General features: G+C 57.4%; 10 protein-coding genes. 7 read left to right on the plus strand and 3 right to left on the minus strand.

Annotated features, from left to right (window positions below; translation table 11 throughout):
- Positions 1–36: 36 nt before the first annotated feature.
- Positions 37–3,588: an Ig-like domain-containing protein gene (locus Q0746_RS02225; RefSeq protein ID WP_298256764.1), complete on the minus strand. Its 3,552-nt coding sequence runs from the start codon at positions 3,586–3,588 to the stop codon at positions 37–39.
- A gap of 254 nt (positions 3,589–3,842) precedes the next feature.
- Between Q0746_RS02225 and Q0746_RS02230 the strand changes: the two genes are divergently transcribed.
- Positions 3,843–4,817, plus strand: a complete 975-nt coding sequence (locus Q0746_RS02230; protein ID WP_298258024.1) for an alcohol dehydrogenase catalytic domain-containing protein — start codon at positions 3,843–3,845, stop codon at positions 4,815–4,817.
- Between the two features lie 8 nt (positions 4,818–4,825).
- On the opposite strand, the gene Q0746_RS02235 is transcribed toward Q0746_RS02230, so the two are convergent.
- A complete protein-coding gene (locus tag Q0746_RS02235) occupies positions 4,826–5,611 on the minus strand; it encodes an IclR family transcriptional regulator (protein WP_298256766.1) in 786 nt (261 codons plus the stop codon).
- Positions 5,612–5,764: 153 nt separating this feature from the next.
- Between Q0746_RS02235 and Q0746_RS02240 the strand changes: the two genes are divergently transcribed.
- From Q0746_RS02240 to Q0746_RS02265, 6 genes are all read left to right on the plus strand, one after another.
- A complete protein-coding gene (locus tag Q0746_RS02240; RefSeq protein ID WP_298256768.1) occupies positions 5,765–7,366 on the plus strand; it encodes an FAD-dependent oxidoreductase in 1,602 nt (533 codons plus the stop codon).
- The gene (locus Q0746_RS02245) at positions 7,363–8,034 is read left to right on the plus strand and encodes a TerC family protein (protein WP_298256770.1); all 672 of its coding nucleotides are present in this window, start codon (positions 7,363–7,365) and stop codon (positions 8,032–8,034) included. Before Q0746_RS02240 ends, Q0746_RS02245 begins: the two co-directional genes overlap by 4 nt.
- Before the next feature lie 130 nt (positions 8,035–8,164).
- Positions 8,165–9,265, plus strand: a complete 1,101-nt coding sequence (locus tag Q0746_RS02250) for a TRAP transporter substrate-binding protein (protein WP_298256772.1) — start codon at positions 8,165–8,167, stop codon at positions 9,263–9,265.
- 101 nt (positions 9,266–9,366) lie between these two features.
- Positions 9,367–9,996 carry a TRAP transporter small permease subunit gene (locus Q0746_RS02255; RefSeq protein WP_298256774.1) on the plus strand — a complete coding sequence of 210 codons (630 nt, stop codon included), beginning with the start codon at positions 9,367–9,369 and terminating at the stop codon, positions 9,994–9,996.
- Positions 9,996–11,324, plus strand: a complete 1,329-nt coding sequence (locus Q0746_RS02260; RefSeq protein ID WP_298256776.1) for a TRAP transporter large permease subunit — start codon at positions 9,996–9,998, stop codon at positions 11,322–11,324. Before Q0746_RS02255 ends, Q0746_RS02260 begins: the two co-directional genes overlap by 1 nt.
- Before the next feature lie 202 nt (positions 11,325–11,526).
- Positions 11,527–12,381, plus strand: coding sequence for a universal stress protein (locus tag Q0746_RS02265; RefSeq protein WP_298256778.1), 855 nt, complete (start codon positions 11,527–11,529; stop codon positions 12,379–12,381).
- Between the two features lie 52 nt (positions 12,382–12,433).
- Here Q0746_RS02265 and katG read toward each other — a convergent pair whose 3' ends face one another.
- Complete coding sequence (gene katG / locus Q0746_RS02270) at positions 12,434–14,608, minus strand: catalase/peroxidase HPI (RefSeq protein WP_298256780.1); 2,175 nt, start codon at positions 14,606–14,608, stop codon at positions 12,434–12,436.
- Positions 14,609–14,688 lie beyond the last annotated feature (80 nt).

Below are 14,688 nucleotides of genomic sequence, written 5' to 3' on the forward strand. Positions count from 1 at the left end.
AGGGCGTATCCTTTGCGGATACGCCCCCGCCCGCTTTTAGTAGTTTACCGTGATGTCATGCTCGATCAGCAAGCTGCCATCGTCGCCCAATGTGTAGACGTCATAGACACGACCATCGATTGTCTCGGAGGTGTTGGTGTCAACGGCCCCTGCAATGTTGACGGTATCTGTGTTGTCGCCGTGGATCAGCAAAGCATTGGTGTCATCAGACAGACCAAGGAGGTCCGATTCCGACAGTGTCAGCTCGCTTTCAGCTACGATGGACAGGTCGATGGAACTTACGTTGAAGTTCGACAAGCCATTGAGCGAAACGTTAACCGTGCCAACCGCGTTGTCATCCAGCACCAGCAATGTGGCGCTTTCGTTACCGACTGCATCCTCGGAGTTCACAACAAGGTTTGATCCATCTGGGATGCGATCATTGAAGGTGAACTGAAGCTCGTCGCCGCGCACAATGTTGGTGTCGTAGTTAACGTTGCCTACGGCTCCGGTTTCGGACACTTGGCTGATTGCGACGATATCGTCGGTCAGCTCGGTGCCGATGCCCGACACGCCTGGATCACCGCGGAAGTACTCGGTGTAGGAGATAACAACCGGCGCGTCTGGCACTTCTGTGTCCACAGTTACCGGTGTTGTCACGCTATCAGGGTTGCCGTTGCGGTCCACAGTGGTGACGGTCACCTCAGAGGTGTATTCACCTGCAGGGATTTCATTGGGCCCGAAGGTCACCGACCAGTTGCCGTTGCCATCAATCGTTGCAGGGCGTGCTGGCAATGTGTGGAAGGTTACCATCACATTTTGCGCACCTGGCTCGGTTGTGCCTGTCAGCGTGAAGCCGGAGCCCGCCTCGTTGGCGTCAACCACACCGTCGCCCGTTGGCTGGCTGGTGCTCAGGTTGCGCACGATTGTGTCAACCTCAACAGTGCCATTGGCCACCGCGGTGTTGCCCGCTGCATCCGTGAAGGTTGCCTGAACCGGAACAGTCGTCTCTACGCCCGCAGGTACATCACCTGGACCAAAGGACGCCTGCCAGTTGCCATTGCTGTCGGTCACCACGGTCCGTGGAGAGCCGCCGAAGTTCACATCGACCCGCGAATTGGCTTCTGCCGTGCCGGTGATTGTGACACCATCCGCCGCTTCTGCGATGTTGATGACGTTGTCGCCTTCGACATTCAGCGTGTTCACTGACACATCTGCAACCGTATCAACCGCGAAGGTCGAGGTTGTCGATGCGGTGTTCCCCGCGCCGTCGGTGGCAACCGCCGATACATTCACGTCATACTCACCACCCGGCAATGTGTTGGCCGAGAAGTTCGCGCCCCATGTGCCGTTGGAATTGGCGATTACCGTCTGGCTGCCCAGCACGACACCCGCGTCAGACGTCAGTGTCACAACAACCGAGGCCCCTGCTTGCGCAGTTCCGTTCAACTGTGTGCCATTGGCGCTTTCGGACAGGTTCATCACGTTGTCCGCGCCGGTGTTATTGCCGGTGATCGCAACATTGGTGATCGTGTCGATTTGCATGGTTGTGCTGGTGGTGTCTGTGTTGCCGACAGCATCCTCAATGGACACGGCAACATCAACCTGACGCTCGCCCGTTGGGATTTGCGACGCCGCGAAGTCCACGCTCCAGTTTCCGTTCGCATCAACGATGCCAGTAGCCGTACCACCACCTGCAACGGCAACCGTGACAGTGCCGCCCGCTTCGCCTGTGCCAGACATTGTCACGCCATCTGCGTGCTCTGCGGCATTGATGATCCCTGTGCCTGCGGCCTCACCCTCGATCTGGGCGATCTCAACATGAGTGATTGTGTCGACTGGGATTGTTGCCGATGTGGTTTCGGAGTTTCCGGACGCATCCGTCGCAACCGCCGTGACTGTAAGATCATACTCCCCATCGGGTAGCGTGTTGGAAGGGTATTGAACCGTCCAAGTCCCAGCCGAAGTGGCGGTTACAGTTTGCGACCCCAAAGCCTGACCCGCAGGACCAGTCAGCGTCACAACAACCGAAGAGCCAGCCTGAGCCGTCCCGTTCAACACTGCGACCGTAGAGGCCTCTGCGTCGTTATAGACGCCATCGCCACCCGCATTATTGCCGGTAATTGCAACATTGGTGACGGTATCAACTGGGAATGTCGAGCTGGAAGTCGCCGAGTTACCGGCCGCATCTGTCGACACCGCGGTGACTGTCGCGTCATATTCGCCGCCGGGCAATGTGCCGCCCGCGAATTCCGCCGACCAATCACCTGAAGATGTAGCCGTAACCGTCTGAGTTCCAAGAACTTGCCCAGCTTCACCGGTCAAAGTCACAACCACAGAAGATCCAGGCTGCGCAGTGCCGTTCATCACGGTCGCATTGCCAACTTCAGAGCCGTTGTAGACGCCGTCTGCACCAGAGTTATTGCCCGTTATCGCCACCTCGGTGAAGGTATCAACGACCATTTCCGCCGTTGCCGTCGCCTCGTTGCCGTAGGCGTCAGTGCTGGTCACAGTCACTGTGCTGGTGTATTCGCCCGTGCTCACTTGATCCGAGCCGAAGTCGACCGACCAATTGCCATCCGCATCAACAACCGCAGTCGCCGTGGCGCCGCTTTCCTCGATCGTGACAACCACATTGGCCCCGACTTCGCCGGTCCCTGTCAGCGTCACGCCATCCGCATGCTCAACTGCATTGATAATGTCGCCAGAACCGGTTGCCGAACCGTCAATCGTAACAACGTCCACAACAGTGACCGTATCAACCCGAACCACATCCGTGATCGTCGTGGTGTTTCCGGCCGCATCTGTCGCAGTGATGATCACGTCAACATCATATTCACCCTCAGGAACCTGCGTCGGGTCGAACACCACTTCCCAAGTACCATCTTCACCAACAACGGTTTCCTGTGTCTCGCCATCGATCTCTACGACGATATCTACACCAGGCTCACCCTCGCCGCCGATTTCTACGCCGTCAGCGTGGTCATCCGCATCGAACACGTGATCCACGGAAACAACACCGGTATCCAGCGAAACCGCAGGGGCCTCAGTGTCGGGACCGGCACCACCGCCGCCACCGCCGCCGGAACCCAGAACCGCAGCGCCACCAACGACAGCGGCCGCAGCACCCAATCCGGTTGCACCCGCACCGCCAAGACCCGCAAGCAACGGGGCCGCCAGCATGGTTGCCGTCTCTTCACCCGCCACAGCATCAGCCGCGATAACAGTATCCACCTCGGAACCACCAACATAGTAGAGCGCATCATCAGGGCTCCACTTGCCGAAAATCTGGGCTTCCGCGTAATTCGCGTCAATCAAGCCCTCTTGTGCACCGCTCAGATCAACCTGAGTCAACGTACCATCCGCACTGACATAAAGATCAGCGTCTGCGCTGTAATATCCTTCCAGACGGATCTTACGCCCGTCGGCCAAAGTCACGATCACCGCATCACCGGACCGCTCGTATCCCGCCACCTGAAACCTGCGCAGGTTCAAGGAGACATCATCACCACTGTTTACAAAAATTGTATCGGCGGTTTCGGCCTGCGCCAGCATGCCACGCCTAATATTGCCCGCACGATCACGAACGACGAATTCAATCGCTTCCATTACTACTACTCCGCCTCTACATATCGGGCACTTTTGTACCTCGAATTTTTATGTATTCCTTAAAGCAGAAATGTTCGATTTATCCAAGGGGAAAAGCCGATATATTCGATCAAAATCCATATATTGTGGTTTTTCCAAAACTTACAGCAAGGCTTTCGCGGGGAACGTTAACTCTGGTTAAGCAAGTTGTGCCTTGTGACCCCGCCTGCGTCAGCACAAGCTGGCCAATACAACCGCAAGGAGGTCCGAGAATGATGCAAGCACTTGTCTACACCGCCCCGCATGAGATGGAGCTGCGCGAAATTTCGCGCCCGACCCCACCACAAGGGGAGGATCTGATCGAAGTCAAATCCGTGGGCATTTGCGGGTCGGACATGCATGGATATCTGGGGCATGACGAACGACGCCCCGCCCCCCTTGTTCTTGGCCATGAAGCGGCAGGCGTTGTCGCATCCACCAATGCCCGCGTGACGGTCAACCCGCTGGTCACCTGCGGCAGCTGCCCTGCATGCATTTCGGGCCGGACCAATCTTTGCCCAGACCGCCAAATCATCTCCATGCCGCCGCGCGCGGGTGCGTTTTCGCAATATCTGAGCATGCCATCGCGCAATCTGATTCCAATCCCCGATGATTTAAGCTTCGATCAGGCAGCCCTTGCCGAGCCACTGGCCGTGTGCTGGCATGCCGTGCGACTTTGCGCAGCCCTTCCCGATGCCGATTTGGCGGCCCCGACGGTTGTGATCGGCGGCGGGGCCATTGGATTTGGATGCCTTCTGGCGCTTCAGGCCTTCGGGGCCACGGATGTTTCACTGATTGAGACCAACACGCACAGGGCCGCGCATCTTCGCGGCTTGACCGACGCCCCGATTTGCGAGGCCTCACAGCTGCGCGAAGATGGTGCTGCGTTGGTTGTCGATTGCGTGGGGTTCGGTGGGACACGCGAAACCGCCTGCGCCTTGACCCGCCCCGGAGGCACCATCTGCCATATTGGCTTGGGAGACTCCGCGGAAGGACTTGATGTTCGCCGCATAACCCTGCAGGAAATAACGTTTTTCGGAACATACGCCTATACGGATCAGGACCTCCTCGACACCGTCGAAGCCATGACCCAAGGGCGCTTGGGCAAGCTAGATTGGGCTGAAACGCGGCCATTGTCGGATGGAGCCGAGGCCTTTGCGGATATCTTGGCGGGGCGCGTGCTGGCGCCGAAGGTGATTTTGCACCCGTAAGACGGCCCCTAAACGAACAATGTGTCGCGCAACTTGTCCGCCGCAAGCTGCAAAGCCGGCACCATATCGCGTGCTTGATGCATATTCATCCGCTGCGATGGCCCGTGAATAGCCAAAGAGGCCACATATCGCCCCATCGGATCCTTAACCGGTACTGCAACCGCGACCATATCGTCCAAAAACTCACCGTTATCCTCGGCGTAGCCCTGCTTGGCAATTTTCTTCAGCTCCAACATCAGCGCCTCGGGATCGGTGTGGGTCGTCCCCGTGTGGCGTGACAGGTTGAGCGTATTAATAAAGGCCTGCCGCGCCTTTGGCGTAAGCGAGGCCATAAAGATTTTTCCGGATGCGGTGCAGTGAAACGGCACATTCGTCCCCACGGGCAATTGTATCCGGAATGACCAACCGGTGTCGACGCGGTCGAGATACCGCATCCCCTCTTCTTCGGGCACAACATAGTTTACGGTCTCGCTGGTGGCTGTTGCGACCTCGGACAATACTTGGTGGCGCGCAATATTCGCCCAACCCGCATGTAAAATCCCTGCCGCCAGCAGTCGCGCGCGACGTGCGGCGCGCAGCCCCTTGCCATCCCCGTCCCGCACCAAAAAGCCTTCGGCCTCTAGCGTCGCACACAAGCGGTGAACGGTTTGCTTGGGAAGACCTATGCTGGCGTTCAACTCGGTGGGCGTCATTGCCCGCTCACTATGCCCCAAAGCCTCCAGCAACATCAGCGTGCGCATGTTTGTCGGAATACGTCCCTCTGAGACCTCGGTCTTTTCATCATCCTGAGGCATGATAACTCCAATAAATACAACCCCCTACGCAGCCACGGCGGGCGCGCGAACAGCACTATACGGGAAATCACTTGTTTCGAAACCGAATCGCTGTAGGTTAGCTATATCAAAAACGAGACCTAAAGTCTCATTTTTTGATTAAGGAGGGGATTTTTGGAATTTGACTATGTCATTGTCGGCGCTGGTTCTGCCGGATGCGCCATTGCGAACCGCCTGTCTCAAGGCGGCAAATACACCGTTGCTCTTCTGGAGGCCGGTGGTCGCGACAACAATCCTTGGATCCACATCCCCGTCGGATACTTCAAAACCATGGATAATCCGAAAACCGACTGGCGCTATCAGGCCGCCAGCGACCCGGGGTTAAACGGGCGCTCCATCCCGTGGCCGCGCGGACGTGTCTTAGGCGGATCATCTTCGATCAACGGGCTGCTCTATGTGCGAGGACAGGCGCAAGACTACGACCAATGGGCCCAGCAGGGAAATTCTGGCTGGGACTGGGATCAAGTGCTCCCCTATTTTCAAAAGGCCGAAAACTGGCTCGGGGATGACGTCGGCGAAGAGCGCGGCACCGGCGGCCCTTTGCAAGTCTCCCCGACCCGATTGAAACGGGATGTGGTCGACAAATGGATCGATGCGGCAGAAGCCGCCGGCTACAAGAAAAACCCTGACTACAACAACGGTGACCAAGAAGGCGTCGGCTACTTCCAGCTGACAATGGCAAACGGCCGCAGGTGCTCCTCGGCGGTGGCCTACCTGAAGCCCGCCCGTGACCGGCACAACTTGGAGATCATCACTCACGCGCAGGCCAAACGCCTGATGATGGACGGCAAACGCGCCATCGGGGTCGTCGCCGACATCAAAGGGGAACACACAGAAATTCGCGCCCGCCGCGAGGTGATTTTGTCTGCAGGTTCAATTGGTTCGCCGCAAATCTTGATGCTGTCAGGGATTGGCGACGCGGATGGGATCAAGCAACATGGCATCGAAATGTTGCATGAATTGAAAGGTGTCGGGCGTAACCTGCAAGACCACTTGCAAGCCCGTCCAGTGTTCAAAACTGACCTCTCCACAATCAACGTCGAGGTGTCCAACTACTTCAAGCAAGGCATGATCGCGCTTGAATATGCGCTAAAGCGGACCGGCCCGATGGCCATGGCCGCCAGCTTGGGGACCGGCTTTCTAAAAACCGAGGATCACATGGATGTGCCGGATATCCAGTTCCACATCCAGCCCTTCTCGGCCTCGCATCCTGCCGAAGGGCCGCATAAATTCTCGGCGTTTACGGCATCCGTTTTGCAGCTGCGCCCTGAAAGTGCGGGCCATTTGGAACTGAAGTCCTCCAATTGGCAGGACCACCCAGCGATCCACCCGAACTATCTGGCGACGGAAACCGACCAGCGGACCATCGTCAAAGGCATTCAGGTGGCCCGCCGCATCGCAGGGTTCAGCCCGCTTAAGGAACATATCCTTGAGGAATTCGCCCCCGGTCACGAGGTGGCCTTTGATGACTACGAAGGCACACTCAACTGGGCACGGGACACCGCAGTTACGATCTACCACCCCACAGGCACCTGCAAGATGGGGCAAGACGACATGTCCGTTGTCGACGAGCGCCTGCGGGTCCGCGGCATCGACGGCCTTCGGGTGGCAGATTGCTCGATCATGCCGACCATCGTGAGCGGCAACACAAATGCACCGGCAATCATGATCGGTGAAAAAGTTTCAGATATGATCCTCAAGGACGCACACGCATGATTGATACAGCATTAGACTTTGGCAAGATTGTCATCGCCGACCTTATTTTATCGGGCGACAACGCCTTGATTATTGGCATGGCGGCGGCAGGGCTTGCGCCAGAGCTTCGCAAGAAGGCGATCTTATACGGCATGGTGATTGCCGCCCTGCTGCGCATTCTCTTCGCCATTGTCGCCACCAAGCTTCTGGGCATTCCTGGTATTCTTTTCGTTGGGTCCTTGCTCCTCTTTTGGGTATGCTGGCGCCTATACGCCGAAATTCGCGACGACGTGGATGAACAGGCCGAACACGCGTTGGAGTTGGCGCAAGACGACAGCCAAGGCTACACAGGCCCACCGCGAAAAACGCTTGCTGCCGCTCTGATTTCGATCACCATCGCGGATGTTTCCATGTCGCTGGACAATGTTTTGGCGGTGGCCGCAATTGCCGATGGCGACACCAATATGCTGGTCTTCGGGCTGGGACTTGCCATCGTATTGATGGCCTTTGCGGCAACCATGATCATGAAGCTGCTGACCCGCTATCCGTGGATCAGCTGGCTGGGTTTGATCGTGCTGCTCTATGTGGCCGGAGAAATGTTCTACCGCGGTGTCTTTGACATGCACACCGGCATTGGCCCGATGATGGGCTGGTTCGAGGGACATGAGATTGGCAAAGGGGGGCATTAGCCCCGACAGAATTCAACCACCGTGCCTTAGAGGAGGATCACGGTGACCCGTTGAAGAACAGGTGATTTGGGATGCCTTCTCCAGATTACCAAAGACCTAACCGAAGGCTTGGACCTTAAGGGAGGACCTTATGTTGAACTTGAAAACCATCACGGCAGGCGCGCTAGGCTTGTCCATGTTGGCCTCGGCGGCAATCGCCGAGACCACAATTCGTGTGCAATCTGTTATTCCGTCTTCCGCGGATGAAATCGTCATGTTGACCGACTTCGCAAATGACGTGCGGGCGTTGACAGACGGGGAAGTGAACATCGAAATCCTGCCAGCTGGCGCGGTGGTTGGTGTTCAAGAAACGCTTGACGCCGTCGACGCCGGCCTCATCGAGGGCGGCTTTGCTTGGACGCACTACTGGTCCGGCAAACACCCTGCGGCCATGCTGTTCGGCTCCCCTGTTGCGGGCGCGGGTGTTGGTATGGACAACCTTGCGTTTATCTCGTGGTTCCTGAACGCTGGCGGCAAAGAGCTGTATGAACAGCTGTGGGACGAGATGGGCATGAACGTCAAAGGGTTCATGCTGCAACCAAACGGCCCAGAGGCTTTGGGTTGGTTCAAAGAGCCAATCGAGACCATGGCCGACTTCCGCAAATACCGCTTCCGGACACCTCCGGGCATTCCGGGTCAAACCTATAAAGACATTGGTGTGGCTTCTGTTGCTATGGGCGGCGGCGACATCCTTCCTGCGCTTGAAAAAGGCACAATTGATGCGGCCGAATGGTGCTGCCCGAAGCCTGACTCTGTATTCGGCTTCCAAAAGGTCCTGAAGCACTACTACCTGCAAGGCCTGCACCAAGTTGTGGTGAACGCTGACATCTACTTCAACAAGGATGTCTTCAACAGCCTGACCCCAATGCAGCAAAAAGCCATCGAAGTTGCCGCCAACGCATCCTTGATGAAATCGCTGGCCTACCGCATCAACGAGAACGGCATCGCGCTGGACAAGCTGATCAACGAGGACGGCGTTATCTTGCATGACACCCCTGCTGACTACTTCACCGAGTACATGTCGGCCGCCTCCAAAGCATTGGAAACAAACGCAGCCGAGAATGAGTTCTTCGCCGAAGTGTGGCAGTCCCAAAAAGACTTCGCACGCACAGCGATCCCGTTCTGGGCCGGTGCACAGACCTCCAACGCCAACTTGGGCCGCGCCTATGCTGCTCAGCTGGCCGCAGAGTAATCTGTAGCGCGTGAAACCTTTCCTGCCCGCGCCACCCGCGCGGGCAGGACCTACCCCCAGCACATAAGCGGGGCCTCTTTTCGCCAGTTAGGGACATCCCCATGATCAACGAAGATCAAGACCAGATCGATTTCTCAGAATACGAGAACATCGGCGACGAGCTTCTTGCAGATGCAGGTGGTGCGGTCGGCAAGACCCTGCCCGACGACATGCATCCGCTTGCAAGCAAAACCATTTATGCCATTGACCATTTCTCGAACTGGCAAGGACGGATCGCCTGCCTGCTGGTCGTGCCGATCATTTTTGGCATGTTCTACGAAGTGATTGCGCGCAGCTTCTTTACCGCCCCGACACTGTGGGCCTATGATCTGTCGCGCATTTTATACGGGGTGTCCTTCATGCTGGGCGCGGCCTATGCGTTGATGCGCGGGCTGCATATTCGGGCGGATTTCTTGTATCGCAACTTTACCCCGCGCACCCAAGGTCGCGTAGATTTGGTCCTCTATATCATTCTGTTCATGCCTTCGATGCTGTTCTTCTTGAAAGCTGGCTACGACTTTTCGTTGAAGTCGTTCCTTCAAGGCGAGCGCGCAGGCGACAGCACATGGGCCCCAATCGTGTGGCCTGTCAAAATCGCGCTGACATCGGGGGTGCTGTTCCTATGCATTCAAGGTGTCTCTGAAATATTGAAATCGTGGTACGCCGCGACACGTGGAAAGTGGCCGGTCTAATGGAATTTTCAAACGAAATTATCGGCTTGCTGATGATCGGGGCGATGCTGTTCGCCATCTTCATCGGCTTCCCGATCTCCTTCACTCTGATCTTCTTGGGCGTCACCTTTGGCGCTTGGGGCATTGGTGTGAAACTCACCATCTTCTTGATGACCTTGCAGTTCTACAACTCGATGATGGAGCAAACGCTGGCTGCGGTGCCGCTCTTTGTGTTCATGGGCTTCATGATGGAGCAAGCCGGACTGATGGAGCGATTATTCGCGGCCATTCAGATGCTATTGGCCCGCATGAAGGGCTCGCTTTATGTGGCTGTGTTGTTCGTCTCGGTGGTCTTTGGTGCCGCGACTGGCATCGTGGGCGCGTCGGTGACGATCCTTGGCATTATGGCTGCGAAAACCATGAACCGTTCTGGCTATGACGTGCGTCTGGCTGCAGGGACCATCACGGCCGGTGGTACGTTGGGCATCTTGATCCCGCCGTCGATCATGCTGGTTGTTATGGGGCCTGTGCTGGAAATTCCGGTCACCGACCTGTTTGCGGCCGCGATTGTACCGGGCATCATGATGGCGTCGCTCTACCTGCTATATGCGGTTGGTCGTTGCTGGATTAACCCCAAGCTGGGCCCCCCCCTGCCCGAGGAATTGATCGAGGATGACAAAGGCAAGGTTCTCAAAGAGCTGCTGCTGGGCTTCGTGCCACCGACCATCCTGATCGCCTTCGCATTGGGGTCCATCCTGTTTGGCTTGGCCACCCCAACCGAGGGCGCGGGCATGGGGGCTTTCGGGTCCATCTTGCTGGCCTTGGGTTACCGCAAGTTCTCGATGAAGGGCTTCTATGATGCGCTGATCAAGACTTTGGAAATCTCGGTGTTGATTTTGTTCCTTGTGGCGGCGTCCAACTTCTTTGGCGCGGTGTTCTCGCGGTTGGGCACTCCGACCATGATCACGGAGTTGCTGTTGAACCTCGATGTATCTGCCTCGGTGGTGATCATCTTGATCCTGGCTTTGGTCTTCGTTTTGGGATGGCCACTGGAGTGGGTTCCGATCGTGTTGATCATTCTGCCCATCCTTGCACCGGTTTTGCTGGAGCTGGAGGTCGACATGCTGTGGTTCGCAATCCTCGTGGCGGTCTGTTTGCAAACCGCGTGGCTCAGTCCGCCGGTGGCCTTATCGGCTTACTTCCTCAAGGGAGTTGTGCCGGAATGGGATCTCAAGGACATCTATCTGGGGATGATGCAATTCATGTGCATCCAGATTATCGGCCTAGGGCTTGTGTTCGCTTTCCCTGCGATTGCCACTTGGCTGCCGGTCTATATGTACAGCCAGTAAGGTCGCGACCGAAAACCGGCAAAGGGGCGTGCCAAGCCATTTGGCGCGCCCCTTTTGCGTTTGCGATACGTCGTGCCCCTCTCCCTGAGACCTAGCTGACCCGCCACCTTATCACCCTTTCGCCTTTGCCGCGTTGCGCCACATCAAGGCCCCCCTTGCCCTTTGCGCGTACACATCAGGGGAAACGCAACGGAGGTGTATCATGAAGAATGCGACTTTACTGACAGTGCTTGATGCGGCGGGCCCTGCGGACAGCCATAAGGCCATTGCCGAAACGGCCCGCACGCAGAACATCCATTTGTCCTACCTTGTGGTGGGCACCGTCCCGCAATTCCCGAACTACGGTGTGGGGATGTTGCCCTACGGCACCCCCGTCGTTCCCGACACATGGCAAGACGCAGTCGCGCAAACCAACGCAGAGCTGCAAACCAAGGTCGACGCGCTGGAGACCTTTCTGTCACGCGAGACCATGTCCGGAGATGTCATATCAGCCTACGCCGAGCCAACAGGGCTTTCGGATGTGGCCGCGTGGCGGGCCAGACTGTGCGACCTGTCGTTTGTCTCAAATGACCTGCGCCGTGAACCTCTTGCATTCAACAGCGTCCTTCACGGGCTGTTGATGGATTCGGCAGCCGCCGTAGTGATCAATGATGACACAGGCGCAAAGACGCTGAATGCGTCCCATATTCTAATTGCGTGGAACACGGGGCTTCCGGCAGCACGGGCTGTTAAACAAGCCCTTCCCTTGCTGAAGCGCGCGGCCTCGGTGACCATCGCCTGCTTTGACCCCATCATGAACGAATTGGCCGACGGCGAGAACCCCGGCTCGGACATTGGCAAATGGCTGGCCCATCACGGCTGCAATGTCACCCTAGAGCAGCACCCAAGTGGCGGAAAAACCGTCGCCACCTGTATCCTTGAGCGGGCAGAAGACGTCGGGGCCGATTTGATTGTGGCTGGAGCATATGGCCACGCGCGGTTGCGCGAGACCCTGTTCGGAGGGACGACTGCCAGCCTAATAGAGCAACGCGACAAATCCGTTCTGATGGCGCATTAAGGTCGCTGCAAACGTTCCCCCCGCGCGACCCATTGGCCGCGCGGGGACTATTTTAGGCCAGATCGAAGCGATCAGCGTTCATCACTTTGACCCAAGCCGCCACAAAGTCCTTCACGAACTTCTCGGCGTTATCATCTTGGGCATAAACCTCTGCATAGGACCGCAGGATCGAGTTTGACCCGAAGACCAGATCAACCCGCGTTGCCGTCCATTTCACCGCATCTGTTTTGCGGTCGCGAATCTCATAGAGGTTCTTGGACACAGGCGTCCATGTGTTGCGCATGTCGGTCAGATTGACAAAGAAGTCATTGGTCAGCGCTCCAACGCGATCCGTGAACACCCCATGCGAGGTGCCACCGTGGTTGGTGCCGATGACGCGCATGCCGCCAACCAACACGGTCATCTCATGCGCTGTGAGGCCCATGAGTTGCGCTCGGTCCAGCATCATTTCTTCGGATGCCACGGCATAGTCTTTCTTCTGCCAGTTGCGGAACGCGTCATGGACAGGCTCCAACGCATCAAAAGATGCAGCGTCGGTGGCCTCGGCCGTCGCGTCGCCGCGCCCTGCCGCAAAAGGAACCGTGACGTCGAAGCCCGCAGCTTTCGCCGCCTGCTCTACCCCCAGATTACCAGCAAGCACGATCACATCCGCCACAGTGGCACCCGTGTCTGCGGCAATGCCTTCCAGCACCTCAAGAACAGAGGCCAGACGGGTTGGCTCATTGCCCGCCCAAGCGTTTTGCGGGGCCAAACGGATACGCGCACCATTCGCCCCCCCGCGCATGTCGGACCCGCGGTATGTCCGCGCGCTGTCCCACGCAGTGGAGACCATATCCGCCGTCGACAAGCCACTTGCTGCGATTTTTGCTTTCACCGCATCAACGTCATAGCCGGTGGCGCCAGCGGGCACCACATCCTGCCAGATCAGGTCTTCGGCGGGGGCTTCTGGCCCGATATAACGCGCTTTCGGCCCCATATCACGGTGGGTCAGCTTAAACCAAGCCCGTGCGAACACCTCAGAAAAGTAAGCCGGATCATCATGGAATTTTTGCGAAATTTCGCGGTAAATCGGATCCTTGATCATTGCCATATCGGCATCCGTCATGATCGGGTTGCGGCGCACCGAGGGGTCCGCTGAATCGACGGGCTTGTCCTCTTCGGCAATATCCACCGGTTCCCATTGGTTGGCTCCGGCTGGGGATTTGGTCAGCGCCCAGTCGTATTTGAACAAGAGATAGAAGTAGCCGTTGTCCCATTTTGTAGGCTTGGTGGTCCATGCGCCCTCGATGCCACTGGAGACCGTGTCGCCACCAACGCCGGTTCCGTTCGGGTTACTCCAACCCAAGCCTTGTTCTTCGATGCTGGCGCCTTCTGGCTCTGCCCCGACTTTGGACGCGTCACCATTGCCGTGGGCCTTGCCAACAGTGTGGCCGCCCGCAGCCAAGGCCACGGTTTCTTCGTCGTTCATTGCCATGCGGGCAAAGGTTTCACGCACCTGTTGCGCGGTCGCCAGCGGGTCGGGGTTTCCGTTGACGCCCTCAGGGTTCACATAGATCAGGCCCATCTGAACGGCCGCCAGCGGGTTCTCCAATGTCGACGGGTCTTTCACATCGTCGTAGCGGGTGTCGCTTGGGGGCAGCCATTCTTCCTCGCCCCCCCAGTAGACGTCCTTTTCTGGGGCCCAAATGTCAGGGCGCCCATAGGCGAAGCCGTAGGTTTTTAGCCCCATGGATTCATAGGCCGCGTTGCCTGCAAGGATGATCAAATCCGCCCAGCTCAGTTTGTTGCCATATTTCTTTTTGATCGGCCACAGCAGGCGGCGCGCCTTATCAAGGTTCACGTTATCAGGCCAAGAGTTCAGCGGGGCAAAGCGCTGGTTGCCCGTGTTGCCGCCCCCGCGACCATCGGCCAGACGGTACGTCCCCGCCGCGTGCCACGCCATGCGGATCATCAAGCCACCATAGTGCCCCCAGTCCGCTGGCCACCAATCTTGGCTGTCGGTCATCAGCGCATAGAGGTCTTTCTTCACCGCATCGTAATCAAGGGTCTTCACCTCTTCGCGGTAGTCAAAATCTGCGCCCATCGGGTCAGTCTTGGCGTCATGCTGGTGCAAAATGTCCAAGTTCAGCGCATTCGGCCACCAATCCATAACCGAGGTTTCCGTCTTGGTCTGCGATCCGTGCATCACTGGGCATCCGCCGGTTCCGCTGGCTTTATCTGCGCTCATAAGTCTCTCCGCTTGCATTGTTAAACTGCGACGCTTCTGGGCAGCGCCCTTGGTGCTGTCACACGCGGGGGAATCTACCT

Origin of the sequence: uncultured Litoreibacter sp. (genome assembly GCF_947487515.1) — a bacterium.
Lineage (GTDB): Bacteria > Pseudomonadota > Alphaproteobacteria > Rhodobacterales > Rhodobacteraceae > Litoreibacter.

Coding starts and splice junctions, on each gene's coding strand:
- Q0746_RS02230 (WP_298258024.1), top strand. CDS start 3,843: ATGCAAGCACTTGTCTACACCGCCCCGCATGAGATGGAGCTGCGCGAA.
- Q0746_RS02260 (WP_298256776.1), top strand. CDS start 9,996: ATGGAATTTTCAAACGAAATTATCGGCTTGCTGATGATCGGGGCGATG.
- Q0746_RS02225 (WP_298256764.1), bottom strand. CDS start 3,588: ATGGAAGCGATTGAATTCGTCGTTCGTGATCGTGCGGGCAATATTAGG.
- Q0746_RS02265 (WP_298256778.1), top strand. CDS start 11,527: ATGAAGAATGCGACTTTACTGACAGTGCTTGATGCGGCGGGCCCTGCG.
- katG (WP_298256780.1), bottom strand. CDS start 14,608: ATGAGCGCAGATAAAGCCAGCGGAACCGGCGGATGCCCAGTGATGCAC.
- Q0746_RS02255 (WP_298256774.1), top strand. CDS start 9,367: ATGATCAACGAAGATCAAGACCAGATCGATTTCTCAGAATACGAGAAC.
- Q0746_RS02235 (WP_298256766.1), bottom strand. CDS start 5,611: ATGCCTCAGGATGATGAAAAGACCGAGGTCTCAGAGGGACGTATTCCG.
- Q0746_RS02250 (WP_298256772.1), top strand. CDS start 8,165: ATGTTGAACTTGAAAACCATCACGGCAGGCGCGCTAGGCTTGTCCATG.
- Q0746_RS02245 (WP_298256770.1), top strand. CDS start 7,363: ATGATTGATACAGCATTAGACTTTGGCAAGATTGTCATCGCCGACCTT.